Origin of the sequence: Thermanaerosceptrum fracticalcis (assembly GCF_000746025.2) — a bacterium.
GTDB classification, from domain to species: Bacteria; Bacillota; Peptococcia; order DRI-13; family DRI-13; genus Thermanaerosceptrum; species Thermanaerosceptrum fracticalcis.
Map to the genome: position 1 here is coordinate 3,580,136 of NZ_CP045798.1, position 26,137 is coordinate 3,606,272.

The following is a 26,137-nucleotide window of genomic DNA, read 5'->3' on the forward strand; positions in this document are numbered from 1 at the left end:
TGAAGAGATGATACAGGAAAAGATGATAGAAGATCTAGTGCGTCAGGTACTACAAAACCTGGTGGTAACACCAGCACCGACTGCCAGTCCGGCCACCGGGAGCCAGGACCTGGACCCGGAGAAAGACTATCCGCTGGCAGTGAAAAGGCCCGAACTGGTTAAGACTCCCACGGGTAAGGGCTTAAAGGACATTACCCTGGAGAAAGTCATCAATAACGAGATCAAAGCCGAAGACCTGCGGATTACGCCGGAAACCCTGCGCATCCAGGCCCAGATTGCCGAAGGGGTGGGGAGGGTACAGTTTGCCAACAACCTGCGCAGGGCTGCAGAATTGACGGCCGTACCCGACCAGCGTATTTTGGAAATCTATAATGCCCTGCGTCCTTACCGTTCTACCAAACAGGAACTCCTGGATATTGCCGATGAACTGGAAAGCCAATACCAGGCTAAAATCAATGCAGCCTTTGTCAGGGAAGCTGCCGAGGTGTATGCCCGCCGGAACAGGCTGCGTGCAGAGTAAGGTGAAAAAGAATGACAGTCATTGCCGGTGTGGATATCGGTAATTCCACTACGGAAGTATGCTTGGCTAGCATTGATCCCGGGGGACAGGTGAACTACCTGGCCAGTTCCACGGTGAAAACCACGGGAATTAAAGGAACCCTGGATAACCTGCCGGGGGTGGTTATGGCCATTCAGGAGGCTTTGGAGAAAGCGGGGATACAAGCCAGAGATCTTAGCCTCATCAGGCTAAATGAAGCCACACCCGTCATCGGCGATGTTGCCATGGAAACCATTACGGAAACCATTATTACCGAGTCAACCATGATAGGCCATAATCCGGCCACACCCGGAGGTATAGGGCTGGGAACAGGTATAACCACATTAATAAAACACCTGCCCGCTAAAAACAAGGGAGAAGAGGTTATCTGCGTGATTCCCGCCGAAGTGGACTATGAGGAAGCCGCCGCTCTCATCAATGAAGCTACGGCCCGGGGGATTCAGGTCCGGGGAGCTGTTGCCCAAAATGATGATGCTGTCTTAATTGTCAACAGACTCAAGGGGAAAATTCCTGTGGTCGATGAGGTCTCCCAGATTGAACGGGTCCCCCTGGGCATGCCTGCCGCTGTAGAAGTGGCAGAACCGGGTCAGGCCGTCCAGACTTTAGCCAATCCTTACGGGATTGCTACAGTTTTCAAATTGTCCCCTGAAGAAACGAAGATGGTGGTACCTATAGCCCGGGCCTTGATGGGCAACCGGTCGGCCGTGGTCATCCGTACACCCCGGGGAGATGTCAAAGAGAGGAAAATTCCGGCCGGGTCCCTCATCATCCAGGGAACTAAACATAAGGAGACGGTGGATATTGAAGAGGGCAGTGAGGCCATCATGGCCACAGTCAAGAAACTGGCTCCCTTGGCTGATGTCTACGGTGAACCGGGTACCAATGTAGGGGGCATGCTGGAAAAAGTACGCTCTGTCATGAGTTCGCTTACCGGCCAGGACCGCTCGGAGATGAAAATTCAGGATATCCTGGCGGTAGACACCATCGTCCCCCAAAAGGTCCGGGGAGGGGTGGCGGGCGAATTTGCCATGGAAAGCGCCATCGGTCTGGCGGCTATGGTCAAGACCAACCGCCTGCCTATGGAGCAAATTGCTGCACAGCTCACCCGGGAACTGGGAGTCAAGACGGTCATCGCGGGAGTGGAAGCCAATATGGCCTTACAGGGAGCCTTAACCACCCCTGGTACGGCCAAACCCCTGGCCATTCTGGATTTGGGCGGGGGATCCAGTGATGGGGCCCTCATCACCAGGGATGGCCAGGTTCATGCGGTGCACCTGGCGGGGGCGGGCGATATGGTGACCATGCTTATTAATTCGGAATTGGGACTGGAGGATCTTAATCTGGCTGAAGAAATTAAAAAATACTCCCTGGGTAAAGTAGAGAGTCTTTTTCACCTGCGCTTGGAGGACGGAACGGTGAGGTTTTTTGAGAAAAGCCTGCCGCCACAGCTCTTTGCCAGGGTGGTAATCATACGAAACGGCGAGGACATGGTCCCCATACCTGCACAGCATTCTCTGGAAAAAATTAGAAACGTGCGACGGGAGGCCAAGAAAAAAGTCTTTGTTACCAATGCCTTAAGGGCTCTGCAAGAAATTACCCCTACCGGTAACATCAGGCACCTGGAATATGTGGTCCTGGTGGGAGGATCAGCCCTGGATTTTGAGATACCAGGAATGATTTCCGATGCTCTGGCCGAATATGGTATTGTTTGTGGCCAAGGCAATATCAGGGGGACGGAAGGTCCTAGAAATGCCGTAGCCACAGGCCTGGTACTCTCCTTTTTGGATGGGAAAGGGTGAATGAGATGAGTATACGCGAGAGAGTCCTAAAGCCCCATATTGGCTTGGGGGCCTGGAAGAGTGAGGAAAACAGCGTTATTGCCATGGAACTGCGGGCAGGTATGGAAGAGGAGAACATACCTTGGGAAGAAAAAGGGCTTCCGGAAGAGGACGCTGTCCGCCTGGCTTACCAGTGCGCTAAAGCCTCGCCTCTGGGGGTAGGGGTGGCCATTGGCAAGGACGGTTCCGTGGCTATCCACTTCCACCGCTTGCCCGAAAAGGAACCCCTCTTTTATCTTCCCAGACTGCAGGGCAACAGGACTTTATGGCGGGTTTACGGGTCCCACGCGGCCAGGCTGGTGAAAGGCCTGCCTTTTAAAAATACCCTTGTTCTGGAAGATGAAAGATCCCGGGAGTTGGAAACCCTTGTAACGTGCATCACTGCGGAAATCATGCGGGTGATGTCTGATTTAGGTTTCAATGAGGAGGTGAAATATTGAGCAGGGCCTTAGGTCTGATTGAAGCCATCGGCCTGCCTGCAGCCATTGAGGCCGCCGATACGGCCGTGAAATCGGCCAATGTAAAGTTAAGCGGATACGAACTAACCCGGGGAGGAGGCCTGGTAGTCGTTAAACTCACAGGAGATGTGGGTGCCGTTAAAGCTGCTGTAGCCGCCGGTGCCGCCGCAGCGGAAAAGGTAGGTAAGGTCTGGGCTACCCATGTGATTCCCCGTCCCCATCAGAGTACCGAGGAGATGGTTTATCCTTCCACTCCGGAAACAACCGGCTGTTCTGCCGGTGTTTCCCCTACCGCGGAGATTCCGGTGGAGGTGCCTGTGAAAGGAGAAAAATTGCCGGAATCTGTCCCAGAGCCTGTTTTCTGGGCCGGGGAGGCAAAAGAGGAGGAGCAAGCCGGAACTATCCCCGCGGGGGAAGGGGGGAGGGAGAAGCCCTCCGACAGGGTCCTAGGACCCAGGGAGGTGTGCAATCTCTGTGGAGATCCCCTGTGTCCCCGGAAGAAAGGTGAGCCCAAAATGAATTGTCTTCATTATAAAGATAAGGAGGCTGAAGCATGAGAGGAGAAGCGTTGGGTTTAGTTGAGACCAAGGGTTTGGTAGGGGCCATTGAAGCTGCTGATGCCATGGTAAAGGCGGCCAATGTTAACCTGGTAGGTTATGAAAAGATTGGATCCGGTTTGGTAACGGTCATGGTAAGAGGGGATGTAGGAGCGGTGAAAGCTGCTACTGATGCCGGTGCCAGTGCCGCCCGGAAAGTGGGAGAAGTTGTTTCCGTCCACGTTATTCCCCGGCCCCATGCCGATGTGGAAAAAATACTTCCCAAGCTCACTTAGCCTGAGGAGGGAGGCTGGCCTTGATGGATAAGGAACAATTGATCCGGCTCGTTGTAGAAAAGATACAGGAAAAGTTAGCGTCTAACCCACCATGTATCCCTGCCAGCCCTTCCTACCCGGTCTCCATAGGCATATCAAACCGTCACGTTCATCTTTCCCAGGCCCATGTAGAAGTCCTTTTTGGACCTGGTTACCAGTTGACTCCCGTCAAGGAATTACAGCCAGGCCAATTTGCTGCCGCCGAAACCTTAACCCTGGTGGGGCCCAAAGGGTCCCTGGCCAAGGTTAGGGTTTTAGGACCGGCCCGCAGGCTTACCCAGGTAGAGATATCCCGTACCGACGGTTTTACTCTGGGGGTATTTCCCCCTGTTAGGGATTCGGGGTTTTTGCAGGGGACACCGGGACTGGTGCTGGTGGGCCCTGCAGGATGCCTGAAAATCACAGAAGGTGTGATCTGTGCCGCCCGGCATATCCACTTTCATCCTGCCGATGCTGAAAGAATGGGGATACGGGATGGTGACAGGCTTGCGGTAAAAATCCAGGGTGACCGGGCCCTGGTTTTTGACAACGTGCTGGCAAGGGTTAATGAAAATTACCGTTTGGAGATGCACATTGATACGGATGAAGCCAATGCTGCAGGGGTGCGAAACGGCGATACCGGGATCTTACTGTTACGGCAGGAAGGGAGTTGACTGCTGTGGATATAGATCATTTGGTAAAAATTATCACCCGGGAGGTACTTAAGCAGCTTCAGGCTGAGGAGGGAAGTAGGGAAACCCATTCTTCTCGTCCCCGGCTCCTGGCTCTCTTTACAGGTGGAAGTATTGGTTTTAAGCAAAGCCTCCGGGAAATGGAAAGACTGGCCCAATGGGCCCAAGTTCAAGTGGTCCTTTCCCGAACAGCTTCAGAAATTTATCCCGATGAGCAAATCTTTGGCAGTTTCTCCGACCTACCGGTCATTAAAGAGGGTAACAGGGTTTCCCTGCACAAGTTACTGGATGGTGTAGGGATTGTGACGGTTCCCGTACTTACCTTTAACAGCCTGGCCAAACTGGCGGTGGGCATCTCTGATACCCTTATCTTGAATATTGTGATGCACTGCCTGATGTCGGGCACCCCGGTGGTGGCGGCTAAAAACGCAGCCAATCTCCAGGACCAGGAAAGAAAAAGCCTCAGTATGTACAGGTGCAGCCCGGGGCTCTTGCAGTTGGCCAACGAGTATTTAAAAAAACTGGAGGTTTTAGGCATCGAGGTAGTGGACGTGAGCCAGCTGGCAGAGCGGGCTAGGGCCCTCGCGTTCTCCGGAGAGCCGGTTAAACCGGCAGGAGGAGGAAAAAGAGAGGTTATCACCCAGGAGGATATCACCCAGGAGGTCATCCGGCAAGGAAGTTTACGGGTTCCTGCCAACGCTATACTGACCCCCTTAGCCCAGGACCTGATCCAGTCTCATGGTCTGGTTATTTACCATGAGTAGTTGTTTATCGGGGAAGGGACGTGAAAAGATGTTTATTGCTAAAGTCATTGGCAATGTGGTGGCTACCCAAAAGGATGAGACCCTGGTGGGCAGCAAATTACTGATAATCCAGCCCCTGGAGTTATTACCGGGGCAAAAAACAGGTGGTCCCATTATTGCTGTGGATGCCATCGGGGCAGGGGCGGGAGAAACTGTCCTGGTAGCCACAGGCAGTTCCGCACGTAATGCCACTAAAGCCCACACCGTGGCCGATGCGGCTGTGGTGGGGATAGTGGACGCCATGGAACTGCACCAGGGTTAAAGGCCCAGGAGGTGGAACGCTTGGTGAAAATTTACACTCGGACCGGAGATGCAGGACAGACCAGCCTTTTAGGCGGGAAGCGCGTTAAAAAGGATCATCCCAGAGTGGAGACTTACGGGACGGTAGATGAAGCAAATTCGGCTTTAGGGCTGGCCGGAAGTCTCTGCTCCCTCCCTTTTTTGCAGGACATTGCCCGGGAAATTCAAGAACGGCTTTTGGTGGTGGGGGCTGACCTGGCCCGGGCTGAGGGCAGCACGGTTCCGGTTACACCTGTGGGGGAGGAAGATGTGACCAGGCTGGAAGAGTTAATCGACCAGTTGGAAGTAAAGAAGCCTAAACAAAAAGGGTTTGTGCTTCCGGGGGGAACGGCAGCGGCAGGCGCTTTTGACCTGGCCAGGACCATAGTGCGCCGGGCGGAACGCCTGTGTACCGCCTTGGCCAGGGAAGAAGCCGTAAATCCTTTTGTCTTGAAGTATTTGAATAGATTATCCGACTTACTCTTTGTCATGGCCCGTGTCGATGAACACGAAGCCTTCATTAAGCAGGTTACCAGGGAGGTGATCAAAAAAATGTCAGGTATATTGGAAAATAAAACACTGGCCTTAGCCAAAGAACTGGCCCAGGCTGCTGAAGAAGCCGCCCAATCCCTAGGTGTGCCTATGGTCATGGCTGTGGTGGATCAAGGCGGGAACCTGGTCCTCGTCCACCGCATGGATGAAGCCTTACTGGCCAGTATCGACATTGCCGTGAACAAGGCCTATACGGCGGTGGCCGTCAAGCTTCCCACCCACCAATTGGCAGGTTTGTCTTTGCCCGGCCAGCCTCTTTATGGCATTGAGGCCACCAACAGGGGCAGGATTGTTATTTTTGGCGGCGGTTATCCCATCTATCAAAATGGTGAGCTCATAGGCGGACTGGGAGTTTCAGGCGGTACCGTGAAACAGGATATGCAGGTTGCCGAAGCGGCCCTGGCCAAGGCGCTGGGGCTGTTGGAAGGAGGAATAAAATGAACCTGGCCAATGTAGAGATGGAAAAGCTTGTGGCTGCAGTTGTAAAGGAAGTGTTGAAAAGCAGTGGGACTTCTTCTCCTAACGCCTACGGCGTGTTCGATTGTATTGTCAGGGCGGTGGAGGACGCTTCCCTTGCGCAAAAACAATTGATGACCTTTTCCTTAGAAAAAAGGGCAGAATTTATTACAGCTATGCGGGAAGCGGCCCTAGCCCATGCCGAATTTCTGGCGGAAATGGCGGTGAAAGAAACGGGCATGGGGCGGGTCGCCGACAAAATCATAAAAAATAGGCTCGCAGCCCTGAAAACGCCGGGAACAGAAGATTTAAAAACAGAGGCTTACACAGGCGATAGAGGGTTAACTATCGTAGAAATGGCGCCTTTTGGGGTCATTGGGGCGATTACCCCGGTGACAAACCCGGCCGCCACCATCATCAACAACAGTATCGGCATGATTGCTGCGGGCAATTCCGTAGTCTTCTGCCCCCATCCCAGCGCCCGGGATACTTCTTTAAAAACGGTGGAGATCCTGAATAAAGCCATCATCTCCAGGGGAGGCCCCCAAGACATCCTCTGTACCATCAAAGAACCCAGTCTGAAAGCGGTCCAGGAGCTCATGAACCATCCCAAGGTTAACCTGCTGGTAGCCACGGGAGGCCCCGATGTGGTCAGGGCTGTGCTGAGCTCGGGGAAAAAAGCCATTGGCGCTGGCGCAGGTAATCCCCCCGTGGTCGTTGATGAGACGGCAGATATCGAGAAGGCGGCCAAAGACATTGTCGATGGCGGGACTTTTGATAACAACTTACCCTGTATTGCCGAAAAGTCTATCATTGTGGTGGGAAGTGTGGCCGATCTGCTCCTGGCCAACATGCAGAAACATGGCGCTTACCTCATACAGGGGACGCACCTGAGAGACTTAGAAAAGCTGGTCCTCCAGGAAAAAATAGTTGAACCCGGTAAGAGCAAATATGTGCCCAGTAAGCAGTATGTGGGTAAGGATGCCAGGTATATCCTGGAGAAAATCGGTATCCGGGCAGGTGAGGAGATCCGGGGGATTGTGGCTCTAGTCGAGGCCCACCATCCTTTTGTCATGGTAGAGCTGATGATGCCTATCTTACCGCTGGTACAGGTCAAAAACATTGATGAAGCTATAGCCCTGGCTGTCAAGGTGGAGCATGGAAATAGGCATACGGCCATTATGCATTCCAAGAATGTGGATCATATGACCCGTTTCGCTAAAGCCATTCAGACCACCATCTTTGTAAAGAATGCTCCTTCTTATGCCGGTATAGGCGTTGGAGGCGAAGGCTTTACCACCTTCACTATTGCAGGGCCCACGGGCGAAGGGCTTACCTCGGCCCGGACCTTTACCAGGCAGAGGAGATGTGTCCTGGTTGATGCCTTATCCATTGTATAATGCGTAAAGGTGTGAACAAGTATGACTGATTTGCTAGCACAGGTTAAAGAGGCCGGAGTGGTAGGCGCAGGCGGGGCTGGGTTTCCCACCCACATCAAGCTCAATGCCCGTGTGGAATATGTCCTGGTGAACGGAGCGGAATGCGAGCCCTTATTAAGGGCAAACCAGCAAATGCTGGCTAAATATGCCCAGGAACTCTGGCAGGCTCTCCGGCTGGTTGTTGAGCATACAGGGGCACGGAAGGGGATTATCGCCCTTAAGATAAAATATGAACAGGCGCGCGCCGCCCTGGAGAGTTGCCAGCCCAGGGAAGGAGTATACGGGATTCATTTATTGGATGATTTTTATCCCGCAGGTGATGAACACGTACTGGTCCATGAAGTCACAGGCCGTATTGTACCGGAGGGCGGGATTCCCCTGAAAGTGGGTTGTGTGGTGATCAATGTGGAAACCCTGCTCAATGTATTAGGGGCTGTCCGGGGTGTGCCCGTAACCCATAAATTCGTTACTGTTACAGGGGCTGTGAGAAAACCCCTGACTGCCTCCGTTCCTCTCGGAACCAGGATTAGCGCTTTACTGGAATTGGCGGGGGGATCGTTAATAGAAAAATATGGAATAATCGAGGGCGGCCCCATGATGGGTAAAGCAGTGGCTGCCGGGGATGTGGTAACCAAGACTACGGGCGGCGTCATTGTCTTACCTGTCCACCATCCCTTGCTCCAGCATAAAAACGAGAGTGTGCGGCTAAACATTTTAAGGGCCAGGGCTGCCTGCTGCCAGTGCCGGATTTGTACTGATCTTTGTCCCCGTTATCTTTTAGGCCATGGGCTGGAGCCTCATAAGATTATGCGGGCCCTTGGTGCTGGTTCTTTGACCAAGGAGCTTACCCAGGCTTTTCTCTGTTCCGAATGCGGGGCCTGTGATAAGTTTGCCTGTCCCATGGGTTTATCTCCCCGGCAGCTCAACAGCATGTTAAAACAGGAAATGGGTAAGGCCGGTATCAGAAACCCCCACGGACGCAACGAACTAAAACCGGAAGCCTCCAGGGGCTGGCATAAAATCCCTAGCAACAGGTTAATTGCCCGCCTGGGCCTGGAAGCCTATAATGTCCCGGCCCCTTTGCTTGAGATAGAGGTGAATCCCCAGGAAGTTATACTTCCTTTGCAGCAGCACCTGGGCCAGCCGGCAAGGCCCGTAGTCCAGGCAGGAGAGAAAGTGGATAGGGGACAGTTGATCGGAACCATACCGGACCATAATGCCGTAGGGGCCAATCTTCATGCCAGTATTAGAGGGATTGTGGAGTCCGTTACCTCGTCTATAACCATCAAAAGGCTGTAAAGTTGGTGAAAGTGATGAAAAAAGCCATTGGCATACTGGAAATTAAAAATATTACGCAGGGCATTTTAGCGGCCGATACCATGCTGAAAGCAAGCCATGTGGAACTTCTGCAAGCTACACCTGTCTGCCCCGGAAAGTTTATGATTATCGTGGCCGGTGATGTGGGAGCGGTAAAGAATGCGGTAGAGAGCGGTAGTCAAATTAGTCCTGGAGCAGTCATAGACAAATATGTCATTCCTAATGTCAATGAAAATGTCTTTCCTGCCCTGTGCGCCACGAGCCAGGTTAAAGAACTGGGCGCTTTAGGCATAGTGGAAACCTATTCTGTGGCTGCGGCTATCATGGCGGCGGATGCGGCAGTCAAATCGGCCTACGTCCAGCTCATTGAGGTTAGATTAGCCCGCGGTATGGGGGGCAAAGCCCTTGTTTCCCTTACTGGGGATGTGGGTGCCGTGAAAACAGCGGTGGCAGCGGCAAGCCAAATTGCCCAGGATGCGGGAATGCTGGTGGATCAACTGGTCATCCCTGCACCCCACCGGGATTTGCAGTCCAGTATTTTATGAAAGGCCCTGCCGGCGGCCGTAGTGGCCTCTGTTACCGGGAACCTGGTCATAGGGGCCGTCTTTGGCATCCTGGGTGTTTTACAAGGCTAAATTTCTTCTAAAGTGGAAGTATCAATGTTACAGCAGATGCTGGGAGCATGTTTTTCTCTGGCCGGATGGTCCTGTAGGTAATCATGCTGTAAATCCTCCAGCAAATGATGACATTCCTCCCTGTTGAGGGAATAAAAAGTCCATTTGCCTTCTTTGCGGTCATTAATCAGCTCTGCCTGACGGAGAATTTTTAAATGATGGGACACCGCAGGCTGGCTTAGATGCAGGCCTTCAATGATTTCACAGACACACATCTCTTCCTGGGATAACATTTTCAGGATTTTTAAGCGTGTGGGCTCAGCCATGGCTTTAAGTCTCTCTGCGGTTTTTGTATATATATCCATAAAAACCCCCTAGCAACAAAAAGAAACATTTATTTTATTATAATTCCTGCAGCAGCTGGATATCAAGAAATGTAAATACGTAAAAATAAATCTAAAGTAAAACCCCCCTGAAAAATGTGTCCAGGGGGGTTCGGTTATTATTTATCTCGGTTTCCTTCCCTATAACGGGTAACGGGAAGCGGGTTGTGTCTAAATTACTTCACAATTTCAGCCTTATCAAAGTAGGTGAAGCCGAGAGGAGACTTGTGCAGGTTCTTGATGTAAGACTTAATCATGGTGTTTTCGGTGTAGTGGAAAATAGGAATCATGATCACATCATCCAGGAAGAGTTTTTCGGCTTTGTGGAGAATCTCCATGCGTTCTTTTTCATTAGCTGCTAATCTTGCTTTCTGGATTAACTTGTCAAATTCCTTGTTGCTCCACTGGGCATCATTGTTACCGTTGCCGGTTGTAAAGAGGTCGATGAAGGTCATGGGGTCGTTATAGTCGCCCAGCCAGCCGTGTCTGGCAATCTGGAAGTCACCTTTTTGCCTGGTGTTCACGAAGACAGCCCACTCCTGGTTAGTGAGGGTGATATTGCTAATGCCCAAGTTCTTCTTGAACATTTCCAGGGCAGCTTCGGCAATTTTTTTGTGACCTTCGTTGGTGTTGTAAATAAGAGTAATGGGGGGTAAGCCTTTACCTTCAGGATATCCTGCTTCAGCTAAGAGCTTCTTAGCTTCTTCCGGCTGAGCCTTGATGGGGAAGAAGGCGCCGCCAACGGTACGGAAGTCCTTGCCGGGTTCGGCATCGGGTACCCCGGGGGGAACGAAGGCCGTAGCAGGAATACCTGATTTTCTAACTTTATCAACGATATCTTCCCTGTCAATGGCTAGGGCAAAAGCTTTTCTAACTTTCAAGTTATTGAAAGGAGCTTTCTTGACGTTGAAGCAGTAGTAGTAAGTGCCTAACTGGGGAAGAATCTTAAATTCTTTGGATTCCTTCTTCAGCCTGGGGATCTCTTCGAGAGGTACTTCATCGATGACATCCACTTCGCCTGCTTCGAAAGCAGACAGCATGGTGCTGGCCTCAGCGATGAAGGTTTCAATATAGCCGTCAATCTTGATGGCATCTTTGTTCCAGTAGTGTTCGTTCTTCACGAACTTCATCATGTCCTTGGATTTCCACTCTACCATCTTGAAAGGACCGTTACCAATATAGGATTCAGGGGAGAGGGCCCACTTGTCACCGTACTTGGTAATAATGTCTTCCCGAACAGGAGCCAGGGTGGGGAAGGCTGTCAGTTTGAGCCAGAAAGGAGTGGGTGATTTTAATTGGACTTCCAGGGTGTAGTCATCTTTAACCTTAATACCTACATCCTCGAAATTGACCTTACCAGTCTTATCAGAGTTGAACTCTTCGGCATTCTTGATGTAGAAAAGCTGGTAAGCATATTCGGCAGCAGTCTTTGGATTTAAAGCCCGCTTCCAGGCATAGTAGAAGTCATTGGCAGTTACAGGCTTACCATCAGACCATTTGGCGTTTTTCCGTAAGTAGAAGGTGTATTTGGTCTTGTCGGGGGAGATATCCCACTTTTCAGCTACGCCAGGGGCTGGGTTATCGTTTTCATCTAAAGTTGTTAAACCTTCAAAAGCAGAGAGAATGATGGTACCGCCGTTAACGGTTGTGTTAAGAGCAGGATCAATGGTTTCAGGTTCCTGGCCGTGGTTATGTCTAATAAATTTGCCTTGAACCTGGGATTTCGGCTGCTCTTTAGGAGCTTCAGCCTGGGGTTTCTTGTCACTGCCGCAGCCGGCTACTAAAGTGACCATGAGAGAAAGGACCAGCACAAAAACTACTAGCTTGTTCTTCATCAGTTCTACCTCCCATAATTTGGATTTGTGATTGACACCACTTCACTTCGCCAAACAACTCTTTTACCTCTTTCTGCACCCCCACAACCTTAATTAATTTTATGGACTAAGTGGCAAGCCACCCAGTGACCGGAAGCTACTTCTCGCAGCTCGGGTACTGTTTCACCGCAGATGGCCTCGGCATAAAGGCATCTTGTCCTAAAACGGCACCCGCTGGGAGGATTCATAGGGCTTGGTACGTCACCTTCCAGGATAATCCGCTGTTTCCTATCCGCTGTTTTAGGGTCGGGAACGGGTATGGCTGATAACAAAGCCTTGGTGTAGGGATGTAAAGGCCTTTTATACAGCTCTCGACTACTGGTCAATTCAGCCAGTTTGCCCAGGTACATGACACCCACCCGGTTGGAGATATGCTTCACCATGGACAGGTCATGGGCAATGAAGAGGTAGGTCAAACCCAGGTCATTCTGCAAATCCTCCAGCAGGTTTACCACCTGGGCCTGGATGGATACGTCCAGGGCGGATATAGGCTCATCACAGATAATAAATTCGGGCTGTACCGCCAGAGCGCGGGCGATACCAATCCGCTGCCTTTGACCGCCGCTGAATTCGTGGGGGTACCTGTTGGCATGCTCAGAGTTAAGACCAACTTTACGCAGGAGTTCCTGAATGATTTCTTTACGCTCTTGTCCCCTGGCGATATCATGGATGTCCAGGGGTTCACCAATGATGTCACCCACAGTCATCCTGGAGTTAAGGGAGGCATAAGGGTCCTGGAAAATCATCTGCATTCTCTTACGGTAAGGGAGCATTTCCGTCTGGGAGAGATGGGTAATATCTTTTCCGTCAAAAATAATCCTTCCGTCGGTGGCTTCATACAGCTTGATGATGGTGCGGCCGATGGTGGTCTTACCGCAGCCGCTCTCACCCACTAATCCCAGGGTCTCCCCCTTCTTAATGTAAAGACTTACATCATCTACGGCTTTGAGTACGGTTTTTTCTCTACCGAAGAAGCCATTGGTCATCTCAAAGTATTTTTTAAGATTGTTTACTTCCAATAAAACTTTACCTTCGGACACGCTTAGTTCCCCCTTTCAACCTTGGGTGAATTGGGGTGCAGAAGCCAGCAGGCAGCCTTATGGACAGGAGACAGATCCGTATATAGGGGGCGCTGCTCCACACAGATTTCCATGGCATGTTCACAGCGCGGGTAAAAAGGACAACCTGCGGGTGGTTTAAGTAGATCAGGGGGTTGACCGTCAATGGGAATGAGACGTTCCTTCTTTTCTGTTTCGATATGGGGGATAGATTTTAAGAGTCCCCAGGTATAGGGATGCTTGGGATTGTAGAAAATATCCTCCCTGGTTCCTTGTTCGACGATGATACCGGCGTACATGACGATAATCCTGCTGCAGATCTCAGCCACCACGCCCAGGTCATGGGTGATTAAAATAATGGAGGTATTGATTTTTTCTTTCAGTTCTTTCATCAACTCCATGATTTGGGCCTGGATGGTAACATCCAGGGCTGTTGTTGGCTCGTCGGCGATAAGAAGTTTGGGCTGGCAGCTTAAAGCCATGGCGATCATGGCCCGCTGTCTCATACCGCCGCTAAACTCGTGGGGATACTGGGCTGCCCTTTTTTCCGGGCTGGGTATACCCACTAAGCGCAGCATCTCAATGGCCTTGGCTTTGGCTTCCTTACGGCTTAGTTGCTGGTGGCGCATCAGAGGTTCCATGATCTGGTTGCCCACAGTAAAGACGGGGTTCAGGGAAGTCATGGGGTCCTGGAAAATCATACTGATTTCATTACCCCGGATCTTCTGCATTTCCCGTTCTGACAACTTAACCAGGTCCTTACCTTTGAAGTAAATAGAGCCGCCGATAATCCGGCCCGGGTAGCTCAACAGCCTCATGATGGACATGGAGGTAACACTTTTACCGCTACCTGATTCGCCAACAATACCGATAGCTTCACCCACCCCTACCTGAAAGCTAACGCCACCGACGGCTTTAACTTCACCCACATGGGTAAAGAAAGATGTCTGCAGGTTCTCGATTTCTAAGATGTTTTTCATTCTCTTCCTCCTACTTTCTCAGACGAGGATCTAGGGCGTCTCGCAGGCCATCTCCAAAAAAATTGAAAGCCAGCATGGTGATGGAGATAGCCAGAGCGGGAAAGAAAAGTATATGGGGATAGGATCTGATGGCTGGCACAGCGTCGGAAGCTAACATACCCCAGCTGGCCATAGGGGCAGAGACACCGAGGCCGATAAAGCTCAGGAAGGCTTCCGTAAAAATAGCCCGGGGAATGCTGTTGGTTACGGTGATGATAATGGGGCCCATACAGTTGGGGATGAGATGCCGTAATAAGATGCGCACATTATTGGCGCCCAGGGTCCGTGCCGCTAGTACGAATTCCTGTTCTTTCAGGCTAAGGACCTGCCCCCTCACGATCCGGGCCATTTCCAACCAGTAAACAGCGCCCAGGGCAATAAAGATACTTTTTAAACCTGGCCCCACAACCACCATTAGGAGGATTACGTACAAGACCAGGGGCACCGAGTAAAAGATGTCAACAATCCGCATCATGATGTTGTCAATTCTTCCGCCAACCAAACCGGAAATACCGCCGTATAAAACTCCTAGGGTAAGGTTGATGAAGCTGGCCACGAAACCCACGGCCAGGGAAATCCTGGCGCCGTAGAGGACGCGGACAAACATATCACGACCCAGGGTATCGGTACCGAACCAGAATTCGCTGTTGGGGGGTAACCCTTGTTTATCCAGGAACTGGTCGGAGTAGGAGAATTTCGAGAACATGGGACCAAAGATAGCCAGCAGGATGATAAAGATAATGGTATAAAGACCCAGCATGGCCATTTTGTTCTCCTTCAGTCTCCGCCAGGCATCTTGCCAGTAAGTCACCGTAGGTCTGACAATTTCGTTGGTTCTTTTCTGGCTGGCGGGCAGGGGACTGAATTTTTCAGGACTGATCTTGGAAAGCTGTAAATTTGCCATTCTCTCTACCTCCTCCCTATTTACCAATGCGGATACGGGGGTCGATAAACCCATAAATGATGTCAACGAGTAGGTTCATAAGAACCATAAAAGTGGCGTAAAAAACGGTGGTACCAAGGATAACGGTGTAATCCCTGTTCCCGATACTGGTGACGAAGTGTTGTCCCAGGCCGGGAATGGCAAAAATCTTTTCAATGACAAAGGTACCGGTCAAGAGTGTGGCAATCACAGGTCCCAGGTAAGTGATGATAGGGATCAGGGCGTTCTTTAAAGCATGTTTATAAATAACGACACGTTCGGGCAAACCTTTGGCCCGGGCTGTCCGGATATAGTCCTGCTGGATAATTTCTAAAAAGCTGGAGCGGGTCAAACGGGCAATGTAGGCTGTGGAATAACCTGCCAGGGCTATGGCCGGCATAATGGTGCTTTTCCAGGAAACCCAGCGGGAAGTGGGGAGCCACCCCAGTTTCACACCAAAGATATAGATGAGGAGGGTAGCCACTACGAAGTTGGGTATGGCCACACCGATGGTGGCCAGGAACATGGCCAGGTGGTCCTGCCACTTGTTTTGCCTCAGGGCGGAAATGATCCCTGCCGGGATACCTACCACCAGCATGATAACTAGGGTGATTAAACCAAGCTGGGCAGAAACAGGAAAGCCTTTTTTGATGATGTCGTTTACCGTAAGACCGGGGTATTTAAAAGAGGGGCCTAAATCACCTTTGGCTAAACTTACTAAATAATCTGTATACTGTTTCCAGAGTGGGTCGTTGAGATGGTATTTTTCTTCAATTTGTTTCTGCACTTCGGGAGGGAGGGCTTTCTCCCGGGTAAAGGGGCCACCGGGTATGGCATGCATCAATACAAAAGTGATGGTGACGATAAGGAAAATGGTGATCGCTGATGTCGCTAACCTGTTGAGTATAAATTTGAACATTAAACCATCCTCCAATAATTATTTATTATTAAAGAAAATTTAAAGAAAGCCTAAATATGAGTAAAGAAATATAACCAGGTATTAATTCAATATGTACATGGTATTTCCTTCTTGGTAAAAGAACTTCTTCATAAAATAATTGGTAAACTCTTAATATTCATAAATATTCTTCAAAAACAATAAATTTGCATTATGTATGGCTAAGCATGACTATTAGTGAATTTATTATTCATATCACATACTTGAGAACCCCTAACTATTATATTACAGTAACTAGATATTTCAATGGAAAATGACACCAGGTGTGTCGCTTTAACATTTTTTAAGATGATATAATATATTCTTGCACATATATGTATATTGGAATCAGCCGATTGGGACAGGTTGTCCCAGGTTACTGATCACCGGACACTGTTCACAATAAGTACCGAGTACCCTAGTAACGAGTGCCGAGTGGACCTAAAAAATACTGAGAAAATACTCGCGACTCGCTACTCGTGACACGTCACTTTTTTATTAGTCTCCTCCAATATATTAAGTACGGCTTCATGGGATATTTCCGAAAAGTCTTCATAGAATTGACCGACAGCTCTAAAATCAATGGGAGCGTGTAAATAAATGAGTTTGTCAACCAGGGATTCAAAAGAGGAAACTACATCTTCGGGCAAGACAGGGACGGCCAGAATGATAGGATTTGTAGTCTGCTTCCTCAAAGAGGAGAGGGCGGCCTTTACGGTGTAGCCTGTGGCAATACCGTCATCTACCAGAATTACCATGTAGTTTTTCAAATCCGGAAGAGTACCCCATTTACCATAGAGATGAGTACGTTTGGCGATTTCCTGCTTTTCTCGTTGGATCACTTTTTCCATGTCCTGTGGTATGAGGCCTAAATAGTTTAAAAGAGTTTCGTCGTAGGAAACTGTTCCATCAGGTGCTACTGCTCCTACAGCGTATTCGGGATTAAAGGGAGCGCCTATTTTACGGGGGATAATCACATAAAGTGGTGCTTGGATTCCCCGGGCAATGGGAGAAGCTACTTCGACACCACCCCGGGGAATGCCGATGACCAGTGGGTTTTTAAGCTGTAGGTCCTGAAGCAAAGGCATCAGCAGGGAACCGGCATGGGTTCTGTTTTTGAACATAAATCTTTTCGCCACCTTTAAAAACAAAAATAAGACTAATTAAATACATTTTATGCTGGTGACGGAAGCTTTAAACATCTAGGATCAATGATTTGAATGTTAGAAAGTTGTCTGCTATACTGTTTATTAATTTATATAATTTTCAGTCTGTACTATGATTGAGCTGAGGGGGAAACTGATGGTAACTTTAACAATTAACGGGCAAATTGCGCAGGTTAGGGAAGGGTTAACTATCCTGGAAGCTGCCAGGAGTATAGGCATTGAAATCCCCACACTCTGTCACGATCCGCGTCTCAAGGCCCATGGCTCCTGCCGTATATGTGTTGTAGAAGTGGAAGGAGCCAGGAGCCTGCAGACAGGTTGTTCTACTCCTGTGGCAGAAGGAATGAAAGTATGGACGGAAAGTGCTGCTGTAGTAGAAGCGAGAAGAGAAATCCTTAAGCTGCTTCTTTCCACCCATGAAGGTGATTGCCTGGTCTGTGAGAAAGCAGGCAGGTGTTCACTACAGGCTTTATGCAGTAAATATGATGTGAACCAGTCTGCTTATGATGGGGAAAAAAATAAGTACAAAATAGATGATTCCAATCCTTTTTACTATGTAGACCTTAACAAATGTATACTTTGCCGTAAATGTGTAATGGTTTGCTCCCAGCTCCAGTGTACTGATGCTTTAAGCGTGGCCGACAGGGGATTTACTACTCACATTACACCTCCCTTTGAAAAGGATATTAAGAACTCAGCCTGTGTTTCATGCGGCAACTGTGTAGCTGCTTGTCCAGTGGGAGCGCTCATGCCCAAGAGGAAAGAAAAATTTAGCTTTTACGAGACTACGGGGGTTAAGACCACCTGTCCTTACTGTGGCGTGGGCTGTCAATTGGAACTCCGTGTGAAAAACAACAGAATTATGGAAGTCCTGCCGCTCAATGAACCACCCAATGAGGGACTCTTGTGCGTCAAGGGGAGGTTTGGTTTTTCTTTCGTTCACCATCCTGACAGGCTGAAAAAGCCTTTGATCAGGAAAGAGGGGAAGTTAACGGAGGCAACCTGGGAAGAAGCCTATGAACTTATTGCGTCTAAAATTAAGGAAACTAAAGAGCAATATGGCAGTGATGCCCTGGCCGGGCTTTCTTCAGCCAGGTGTACCAATGAAGAGAACTATTTAATGCAAAAATTATTTAGAGCTGTCATCGGCACCAACAATATTGACCACTGCGCCCGGCTGTGTCATGCCTCTACGGTAGCCGGTCTGGCCGCTACCCTGGGGAGCGGTGCCATGACCAACAGCATTGAAGAGGTTACAGCCGCTGATGTCATCTTTGTTACCGGGTCTAATACTACGGAAACACACCCTGTCATCGGTTCCAAGATCAGGCAGGCCGTACGGTATCATGGTGCCAGGCTCATTGTGGCAGAGCCGCGAAAAATAGACTTGGCCAGGGATGCCGAAATATTCCTGCAAATCAAACCCGGCACCAATGTGGCTTTAATGAACGGGATGATGCACGTTATCCTGGAAGAAGGACTGCAGGACCAGACTTATATCGATGAACGGACGGAAAATTTTGCAGAGTTTAAAAAAGCCCTAACCGGTTTTACTCCGGAAAAGGCTGCCGAAATATGTGGGGTAGAGGCTGAGGATATCCGGAAGGCGGCCAGGCTGTATGCCAGGGCGGCCAAAGCCAGCATTTATTATGCCATGGGTGTCACCCAGCACAGTGCGGGGACCGAGCATGTCATGGCCATCTCCAATCTGGCTCTATTATGCGGACACATCGGTAAGGAAGGAGCAGGCGTTAACCCTCTCCGGGGTCAGAACAATGTCCAGGGAGCTTGTGATATGGGGGCTTTGCCCAATGTCTTTCCCGGCTACCAGAGAGTGGATGTACCGGAAATAGTGGAAAAGTTTGAAAAGGCCTGGGGAGTAAAGCTGCCCCATGAGCAAGGGCTAACGCTGCCCGAAATTCTCGATGCCGCCGAGGCTGGCAACATTAAATTCCTTTATATCATGGGCGAAAATCCCATGGTTTCCGACCCTGACCTCAATCATGTCAAGAAAGCCCTTTCCAGTGTGGATTTCCTGGTGGTTCAAGATATTTTCCTCACGGAAACGGCGGAATTTGCCCATGTAGTGTTACCGGCCGCTTCCGCCGTAGAAAAGGATGGTACTTTTACCAATACGGAGCGGAGGGTGCAGAGGGTTAGAAAGGCTGTGGAGCCTGTAGGAGAAGCCAAACCGGACTGGATCATTATCACGGAATTGATGAACAGGCTAGGGTATGAGGTGAAATACCGTCACCCCTATGAAATCATGGAGGAAATCACAAGGGTAACACCCCAGTATGGAGGCATAAATTACTACCGTATTGAACAACAAGGTCTCCAGTGGCCTTGTCCCAGCAAAGACCACCCGGGCACCAAATTCCTGCATCAAGGCCGGTTTACCAGGGGTAAAGGGCTCTTTATGCCAGTGGTCTACCAGGGACCCGCCGAGGAAACCGACGTTGAGTATCCTTATCTTTTGACCACGGGCCGGATTCTTTACCAGTATCACACCAGGACCATGACGGGAAGGGTGACAGGACTAAATGAAATCGCTCCCGAAAGCTACATGGAGGTACACCCCACAACGGCGGATAAATTAGGTATTAGCGACGGGGAAATAGTGAAAGTTGTGTCCCGGAGAGGTGCTATTACCACAAAGGCTAAAGTTGCGGAGAAAGTGAAAGAGGATGTGATCTTTATGCCCTTCCATTACGCCCAAGGGGCAGCCAACGTTTTGACTAACAGGGCTCTGGATAAAAGCTGCAAGATTCCCGAGCTGAAAATCTGTGCCGTGAGGATTGAGAAGATTTGATACAGTGATGGCTCTTCCCTGAGGGAAGGGCCGTTGTATTATTCAGGAAGCATAACTTAGTTGGTTGGTGCCTGGCACCTTCATATTAAGTTATTAGTTACGGTACGCATAGGAGAATATACATTTAAGGTAAAAGGATGTGGTTTTCAGGGTTATTTCCAAGCAAGTCAAGCCATAAAAATGGGGTGTAAATTAGATGCGCGAAGCCGTCGTTATTGAGGAAATACGACCGGGAGAGGGCCGGGCTTCTCATCAGCATTATAAAGGCTTTACTGTTAAATCATCTCCCTATGCTGTGCCCATATATCCAAATGAAAGCCTCGGGTTTTTCTGTTCCCCTTTTTACTGCTTAATATTGCTTTCCACGATCCGTACCAGCAGCACCCCGATTTCCGCCCGGCTGATTTCCTTCTCGGGCTTAAAGAGGTATTTGCCGTTTTCCGTATAGCCGCCAATGATGCCCTTTTCTTCCAGGGCCATGACGGCGTCCTTGGCCCAGTAGCTGCTGATATCATTGAATTTGGAAACAAAACCGGCAGAAGGCTTGGTGAGGTTGAGGGCCCTGGCCAGCATGACAATGGCCTCGCCGCGCTTCATCTTACTATCGGGTTTGAAGAGCACGTTACCCCTGGCATCTTTATAGCCGCCGGCAATGCCCTTTTCCTGCATGGCCGCAATGGCTTGAGCCGCCCAGTGCTTGCTGATGTCGTTGAAGGTTGTTTTATAACCGGGAGAGGGTTGTTCGTATTGTAAGTATCGGCTGAGAATAGAGGCCATTTGTGCCCGGCTTACCTGCTCATCGGGCCTGAAAGAACCATCCTCATATCCCCGGATCAGGGCCAGTTTGTGTAACTTGTTTAGGTCCCTTCTCGCCCAGTGGTTTCCCGTATCGCTGAAGGCAGTCAAGAGGGGAAAGGGTTTCGCTTTGGCGCTGGGTTGCGTGGAAAGACAGTAAAGTTTTCCTTCCAGGGAGCCGATGAATAACAAGTTGTCCTTTACTGCACCGTTAGAGAAAAGATAGGCTTCACCAAGTTTGATGCTCCAGCTTTGGGGGGTATTCCCTGTATTTAAGGCGCTGACTTTACCGATGATACCCGGCAGGATCACATCTCCCGCCTGGGCTACGGGGGAGGGAGAGTAGCTTGCCAAACCGCTTTCCACCTGCCATACCCGCTCCCCCGTTTCCGGGTCCAGGGCATATACAAGGCCGCCAAGAGTGCCGTATAACAGGGCGTCGTTGAAGAGGACGGGTGTAGAGAGGCCGGAAGATTCCTTGATCTCCCACACGACTTCTCCTGTTTGAGCTTTAAAAGCATAGACGTAAGCGCCGGGGGTACTGATATAGATTTTCCCGTTAAGGTAGAGGGGTGTGCTGGCTGCCGGTGCATAATAAGTTTGCGAGCCTAACTCTTTTTTCCACTTTTCTTGGCCTGTGGCTGCATCCACTGCATAAAATTTGCCGTCCCAGCTCCCGAAGAAAACAGTATCCTCAGCCAAAGTTGCTTGACTGGCAATGGTATTCCCTGTGGCAAAGCGCCATAACTCTGTTCCTGTCTTTCCATCCAGGGCGTACATATTGTAGTCGCTGGAACCTACATAAACTCTGCCGTTTGCTGTTAAGGGCGGGGCAATGACGGCCCCCCCTGTCTTGTATTCCCAGATTTTTTTGCCGTCAATGGCTTTAATGGCATAGATCTTACCATCGGCTGAACCCATATAAACCATACCATTGGCATAGGAGGGGGAACCGATGATGGCCCCTCCCGTTTTAAACTCCCAGACCTTACGGCCTGTCTTTTGGTCCAGTGCATACAACTTACCGCTGTTGTCCCCCATGTATAAATATTTGTTTCCTAAGGCCGGGGCATGCTGGATACCGCCCCCGGCGTTAAACTCCCACAGGATCTGGGGACCGGTGCCTTTTTGCACTTTGAACTGAATCCGCGAGAAATATATTTGGCCATCATCAGCCGTTGCCCGTACCCAAATGGCCCTAATGCCATCGTCCACCTCTGTTAAATCAATCTCTTTTTGATAGGTGGTGCCGACCATGTCTAGAGGTTTCCAGCGATTATCCTCTAACCGGTATTCAACCTGGGGTGGAATAGAGCTTTTCCAGTTTTCTAAGGATACTTTTAAAAGAAAGCTGCCCTTTTGGCTTTGGTTCCAGGCGGGAGACAGAACTTTCAAGGAGGGAATAGTGGAGGGTTTGGTGAGAGGAACCCGGGCCAGCAGTTCTTTAATAGGCTGCTCGTTGGCTACTCCCCGGTAGACGGTGAATTCCTGCCTGGTCTTGTCCACTTCCACAATACTAAAACCGGCATCCATAGCGGCGGCGCTCATAAAGACAGCAGTTCCGTTTGCACGCCAGACTTCGCTTCTATGCCCATGACCCGTAAAAATGGCCGGGACGTTGTAATCCTTAATAATTGTCCAGAGATCCCATTCATTATCCATAAATTTGCTGTCGGGATGGACCTCGTCGTAAAAAACAGGGTGATGGGTAAAGATGATGACAGGTGTGGTTTTACCTGTTTTAGCCAGGTCTCCCTTCAGCCACTCCAGCATCTGTTTCTCAAAATGCCCGTGCTGGCCGTTGGCCATGGAGGAATCCAGAGCCACAAAATGAATGCCTTGATAATTCCAGGAATGATAAGGCATACCAAAATACTTTTTAAAATAGCTCTTCCCGGCATCTATCCAGCGGCTTTCGTGGTTGCCGGGAGTATGATAAAGGGGCATCTGAAAAGGAGCCATTAATTCTTTATAATACGCATACTGGTCGGGGGTCCCCAGTTCGGTAAGATCGCCCCCATGCACCAGGAAAGCGGCATCTTGATAACTTTTGAGCAGCTCTTGCAGGACTTTGGGGGTGTTCTTGTTACCTACGGCAGAACCTACATGGGTATCGGTAATATGTATAAAGGTAAAAGCGTTGGATGCAGGGTCGATGCCTTTGGCCGGCAGGGGTAATAAGTTGCCGAAGATGAAGACAAATAGTAAGAGACAGGTGAGAAGTCTTTTTTTCATTGATGTACCTCCTGCATGTATTTCTTTTTACGACTTCCGATATCCGCTTTCCGATATCCGATGTCGGTAATCGGTGGTCGGAAGTCGTCCAATCGAAATTCGGTTTACGGTTAACATTCAACAGGTAGCGGCTAACGTTTAAAATGAAAGGTTGGTGATGCTTTCTTAATTTAGACGAAATAGGCGGAGAAAAGTTCCCTTAGTATTACCTTTTCTTTGGGAACTGCTAGGCAATTTTTGCTAAAATATAAAGGAGCAACATGCAAGGAGAGAAAGGAGTATTTTGTGAGGCAGTTTCTTTTTGTTTTTAGTATCATTCTCTTGGTCTATGGGTGCCTCAATTATTACATCGGTCGGCGTCTCTGGCAAACCCTTAGTTTTTATGTCTCTTTAAATCATTCGCTTTACTGGCTAATTTTTTGGTCCGTAGCCTTGTCTTATCTTATGGGAAGAATGGGGGAAAAATATCTCCCTGCCGGTGTAAGTACACTGTTATCCCTGGTGGGGTCTTACTGGCTGGGTGCCATGTTTTATTTTCTTCAGATTTTGGTGGTCATGGATTTAATAAGGGCTCTAATGAACGTATTAAAACTATGGCCTGGCGGCGTAAAGGGATTCCCCCCGGCAGCTGGCCTGACCGCCTTGCTTTTGGTGATAGTTATCCTGGGCTATGGCTTCTGGAATGCCCGGAACCCCCAGGTAGTGCATTACGATATTACTATCCCCAAGAAGGCAGGGCAGCTAGACAAGCTTCATGTGGTCATGGTTTCCGACCTTCATTTGGGCAAGATTATGGATAACCGACGGCTGGAGAAGATGGTGGAAATAGTTAATGCCCTTAATCCCGACCTGATTTTGCTCCCGGGTGATGTGATTGATGAAAATGTAGGGCTTTTTGTTGAACAGAATATGATGGCTACTTTTCGCAGGCTCAACCCCAAATACGGTAAATTTGCGGCTTTGGGTAACCATGAGTACATTGGCCGCAAAGTGGAAGAGGCTATACACTATTTGGAGGAGTCGGGAATCCAAGTCCTCCGGGATAGCTATATCAAGGTAGAAGACAGTTTTTATGTAGTGGGCCGGGACGAGCGGGCCAGTGAACGTTTTAGCGGTAGAAAACGTAAGAGTCTCGCTGAGGTAATGACAGGCATAGACTATTCCCTGCCCATCATATTGTTAAATCACCAGCCTGTGGAATTGGAAGAAGCCAAAAAAGAAGGGGTGGACCTGCAGCTCTCAGGCCACACCCATCGGGGACAGTTGTTTCCTAACCAGTTAATTACCTCGAGGATTTTCGAAAAGGATTGGGGTTATCTCCGTAAAGAGGAGCTCCAGGTCATCGTTTCTTCCGGGTTCGGCACCTGGGGGCCTCCCATCCGGGTAGGAAACAGGCCCGAAGTTGTGGATATTGTTATTCATTTTAGTCCTTAGAAAAGCCTTAAAGGCTCGTTAAAAATAACACAAATAAATGATTGATAAAGAATAAGCTCTCACCAGGCTGTTGAGAGCTTTTTAATACTTTGTCCATTTACAGAAACGGTTTTCAATTAAATCCACAAGGGCGTACGTGATAACACCCAGTAAGCCCATGGCCAAGATTCCCGCATACATTGCGGGGTATTCTTTTCTTTCCATTGCATCCAGGATAAAATAGCCCAGCCCATCGGTGGAAGCAAAGGTTTCAGCCAGGAAAAGCACAGCAATGGCCGTACCCAGGCTTACCCGCAGTGAGGTCAAAATTTTGGGCAGGCAGTAGGGCCAAACCAGGTGACGGTAGGTCTGCCAGGTGGTGGCATGGAGAGATTTTAGGGAAAGCAGGCTTTGCAGGGGAATATTCCTGGCAGCATCACGGGCGGTAACGACAATTTGAAAGAAAACAATCAAACAAATCAGGACGATTTTGGGCAAGTTACCCAGGCCCAGGAACACAACGATAATGGGTAAAAATACACTCTTGGGCAGAGGATATAAAACGTAGATGACAGGGGCAGCTATCCTGTCCAGGGCGGGGGTTCTGCCCATGACCAGACCCAGGGGAACAGCAAGCAAAAAAGAAATGGCGAGACTTAAAAAGACCCGGTAAGAACTGATTAGGAAATGGGAAAGGAGTTGACCTTTTATCAACAGAAGAGAAAACTCCTGGATTACAGCCAGAGGAGTAGGCAGAAAAGGCTTGGCCATGATTGAAGAACCAAGGTGCCAGCTGCCAAAGATGACAACCAGGGCTAACAAATAATCGCGCATTTTTCCTAACATGATCCTGGCTTGTTCCCCCCTTCCAAAAGGGAGCGTACCCGGGAGCACTGCCGGTAAAATTCGGGGGAATTACGGGACAGGGGCTCTTCTGAAGTAGTATTATCAAGGATTTTTATGATTTTTCCCGGAGCAGGGGAGAAGACGGCAATTTTGCCGCCTAAGAAGACAGCTTCTTCGATGCTGTGGGTGACTAAAATCATGGTGAACCCCAGGGATTTCCATAACTCAAAGACCATGGCCTGCAACTGCTCCCGTGTCAGGGCGTCCAGGGCGGAAAAAGGCTCGTCCATTAAAAGGTATTTAGGCTCCAGGGCCAGGGCTCTGGCGATGGCTACACGCTGTCTTTGACCGCCGGATAACTGCGTGGGATATTTGTCTTTTTGCTCTCCGATGCCTAAAGAGGTAAGGATGCCTAATGCTTTCTTCCTGGCAGCAGGTTTGGGTACTTTTTGTAAGACGAGCCCCAGCATGGCGTTTTCCAGGACAGTCTTCCAGGGAAAGAGACCATGGTCTTGTAAGATGAGGGCTATTTCAGGCTGTGGTTTTTGGAAAGGCTTATTATTTAACTTAATTTCTCCCGAAGTGGGGGATAAGAGCCCTGCCAGGAGCAGGAGGAGAGAACTTTTCCCGCAGCCTGAAGGACCAATCACAGCCCAGCGTTCCCCGGGAACGAAAGAGAGGTTAACATTCTGCAGCGCCTCTGTTTCCAATCCATTATGGGGTTGATAAGAGAGAGATACGTTATCTAATGACAGCAAGCTTTTACCCCCTACATGGGAAAATGAGATTGGTTATTTTGCTTACCTTAAAATTGTATCAT

Annotated in this window: 24 protein-coding genes; 14 read left to right on the forward strand and 10 right to left on the reverse strand. The window is 49.6% G+C overall.

The annotated features are described in order from the left end of the window. The first annotated feature begins 7 nt into the window (after nt 1-7). The 12 genes from BR63_RS18125 to BR63_RS18180 are packed head-to-tail and all read left to right on the forward strand — an operon-like array spanning nt 8 to nt 9,788. Nucleotides 8-520, forward strand: a complete 513-nt coding sequence (locus BR63_RS18125) for a diol dehydratase small subunit (protein ID WP_034420512.1) — start codon at nt 8-10, stop codon at nt 518-520. Nucleotides 521-531: 11 nt separating this feature from the next. Further along, nucleotides 532-2,358: a diol dehydratase reactivase subunit alpha gene (locus BR63_RS18130; RefSeq protein WP_034420511.1), complete on the forward strand. Its 1,827-nt coding sequence runs from the start codon at nt 532-534 to the stop codon at nt 2,356-2,358. Nucleotides 2,359-2,363: 5 nt separating this feature from the next. Further along, entirely contained in the window at nt 2,364-2,837 is a 474-nt protein-coding gene (locus BR63_RS18135; RefSeq protein WP_081908039.1) for a glycerol dehydratase reactivase beta/small subunit family protein, read from the forward strand. Further along, complete coding sequence (locus BR63_RS19825; RefSeq protein ID WP_153802017.1) at nt 2,834-3,412, forward strand: BMC domain-containing protein; 579 nt, start codon at nt 2,834-2,836, stop codon at nt 3,410-3,412. The genes BR63_RS18135 and BR63_RS19825 overlap by 4 nt, the downstream gene beginning before the upstream one ends. Then, entirely contained in the window at nt 3,409-3,687 is a 279-nt protein-coding gene (pduA, locus tag BR63_RS18145; protein WP_034420509.1) for a propanediol utilization microcompartment protein PduA, read from the forward strand. Before BR63_RS19825 ends, pduA begins: the two co-directional genes overlap by 4 nt. A 23-nt stretch (nt 3,688-3,710) precedes the next feature. Continuing rightward, nucleotides 3,711-4,379 carry a phosphate propanoyltransferase gene (locus BR63_RS18150; RefSeq protein WP_081908036.1) on the forward strand — a complete coding sequence of 223 codons (669 nt, stop codon included), beginning with the start codon at nt 3,711-3,713 and terminating at the stop codon, nt 4,377-4,379. Nucleotides 4,380-4,384: 5 nt separating this feature from the next. Beyond that, nucleotides 4,385-5,161: a flavoprotein gene (locus BR63_RS18155; RefSeq protein ID WP_153802016.1), complete on the forward strand. Its 777-nt coding sequence runs from the start codon at nt 4,385-4,387 to the stop codon at nt 5,159-5,161. 28 nt (nt 5,162-5,189) lie between these two features. Further along, entirely contained in the window at nt 5,190-5,462 is a 273-nt protein-coding gene (locus BR63_RS18160; RefSeq protein WP_034420507.1) for a EutN/CcmL family microcompartment protein, read from the forward strand. Between the two features lie 23 nt (nt 5,463-5,485). Continuing rightward, entirely contained in the window at nt 5,486-6,472 is a 987-nt protein-coding gene (locus BR63_RS18165) for a cob(I)yrinic acid a,c-diamide adenosyltransferase (RefSeq protein WP_207724734.1), read from the forward strand. Beyond that, nucleotides 6,469-7,887 carry an aldehyde dehydrogenase family protein gene (locus BR63_RS18170; RefSeq protein WP_034420506.1) on the forward strand — a complete coding sequence of 473 codons (1,419 nt, stop codon included), beginning with the start codon at nt 6,469-6,471 and terminating at the stop codon, nt 7,885-7,887. The genes BR63_RS18165 and BR63_RS18170 overlap by 4 nt, the downstream gene beginning before the upstream one ends. Nucleotides 7,888-7,908: 21 nt before the next feature. Further along, the gene (locus BR63_RS18175) at nt 7,909-9,225 is read left to right on the forward strand and encodes a 4Fe-4S dicluster domain-containing protein (RefSeq protein ID WP_034420505.1); all 1,317 of its coding nucleotides are present in this window, start codon (nt 7,909-7,911) and stop codon (nt 9,223-9,225) included. A gap of 14 nt (nt 9,226-9,239) precedes the next feature. Further along, the gene (locus BR63_RS18180; RefSeq protein ID WP_034420504.1) at nt 9,240-9,788 is read left to right on the forward strand and encodes a BMC domain-containing protein; all 549 of its coding nucleotides are present in this window, start codon (nt 9,240-9,242) and stop codon (nt 9,786-9,788) included. A gap of 86 nt (nt 9,789-9,874) precedes the next feature. Here BR63_RS18180 and BR63_RS18185 read toward each other — a convergent pair whose 3' ends face one another. From BR63_RS18185 to BR63_RS18215, 7 genes are all read right to left on the reverse strand, one after another. Next, nucleotides 9,875-10,222, reverse strand: a complete 348-nt coding sequence (locus tag BR63_RS18185) for an ArsR/SmtB family transcription factor (protein ID WP_081908035.1) — start codon at nt 10,220-10,222, stop codon at nt 9,875-9,877. A 194-nt stretch (nt 10,223-10,416) separates the two neighbouring features. Continuing rightward, complete coding sequence (locus tag BR63_RS18190; protein WP_187142752.1) at nt 10,417-12,075, reverse strand: peptide ABC transporter substrate-binding protein; 1,659 nt, start codon at nt 12,073-12,075, stop codon at nt 10,417-10,419. Between the two features lie 89 nt (nt 12,076-12,164). Beyond that, nucleotides 12,165-13,154, reverse strand: coding sequence for an ABC transporter ATP-binding protein (locus BR63_RS18195; protein ID WP_034420502.1), 990 nt, complete (start codon nt 13,152-13,154; stop codon nt 12,165-12,167). Nucleotides 13,155-13,156: 2 nt separating this feature from the next. After that, nucleotides 13,157-14,152, reverse strand: coding sequence for an ABC transporter ATP-binding protein (locus tag BR63_RS18200; protein WP_034420501.1), 996 nt, complete (start codon nt 14,150-14,152; stop codon nt 13,157-13,159). 10 nt (nt 14,153-14,162) lie between these two features. Continuing rightward, a complete protein-coding gene (locus BR63_RS18205; protein ID WP_034420500.1) occupies nt 14,163-15,095 on the reverse strand; it encodes an ABC transporter permease in 933 nt (310 codons plus the stop codon). Between the two features lie 16 nt (nt 15,096-15,111). Continuing rightward, nucleotides 15,112-16,032 carry an ABC transporter permease gene (locus BR63_RS18210; RefSeq protein ID WP_034420499.1) on the reverse strand — a complete coding sequence of 307 codons (921 nt, stop codon included), beginning with the start codon at nt 16,030-16,032 and terminating at the stop codon, nt 15,112-15,114. Between the two features lie 491 nt (nt 16,033-16,523). Then, nucleotides 16,524-17,174: a phosphoribosyltransferase gene (locus tag BR63_RS18215; protein WP_034420498.1), complete on the reverse strand. Its 651-nt coding sequence runs from the start codon at nt 17,172-17,174 to the stop codon at nt 16,524-16,526. Between the two features lie 178 nt (nt 17,175-17,352). Here BR63_RS18215 and fdhF point away from each other — a divergent pair, with 178 nt between their 5' ends. After that, nucleotides 17,353-20,028, forward strand: coding sequence for a formate dehydrogenase subunit alpha (gene fdhF, locus BR63_RS18220; RefSeq protein WP_034420497.1), 2,676 nt, complete (start codon nt 17,353-17,355; stop codon nt 20,026-20,028). A gap of 342 nt (nt 20,029-20,370) precedes the next feature. Here the strand turns inward: fdhF and BR63_RS18225 are convergent, their stop codons facing one another. Beyond that, nucleotides 20,371-23,058: an outer membrane protein assembly factor BamB family protein gene (locus BR63_RS18225; protein ID WP_034420496.1), complete on the reverse strand. Its 2,688-nt coding sequence runs from the start codon at nt 23,056-23,058 to the stop codon at nt 20,371-20,373. Between the two features lie 285 nt (nt 23,059-23,343). Between BR63_RS18225 and BR63_RS18230 the strand changes: the two genes are divergently transcribed. Then, entirely contained in the window at nt 23,344-24,492 is a 1,149-nt protein-coding gene (locus tag BR63_RS18230; protein ID WP_034420495.1) for a metallophosphoesterase, read from the forward strand. Between the two features lie 81 nt (nt 24,493-24,573). Here BR63_RS18230 and BR63_RS18235 read toward each other — a convergent pair whose 3' ends face one another. Together BR63_RS18235 and BR63_RS18240 are read right to left on the reverse strand one after the other, a co-directional pair. Further along, nucleotides 24,574-25,317 (reverse strand): ABC transporter permease, encoded by a 744-nt coding sequence (locus tag BR63_RS18235; RefSeq protein WP_034420494.1) that lies wholly within the window; start codon nt 25,315-25,317, stop codon nt 24,574-24,576. After that, complete coding sequence (locus BR63_RS18240; protein ID WP_034420493.1) at nt 25,311-26,075, reverse strand: ABC transporter ATP-binding protein; 765 nt, start codon at nt 26,073-26,075, stop codon at nt 25,311-25,313. Before BR63_RS18240 ends, BR63_RS18235 begins: the two co-directional genes overlap by 7 nt. Nucleotides 26,076-26,137 lie beyond the last annotated feature (62 nt).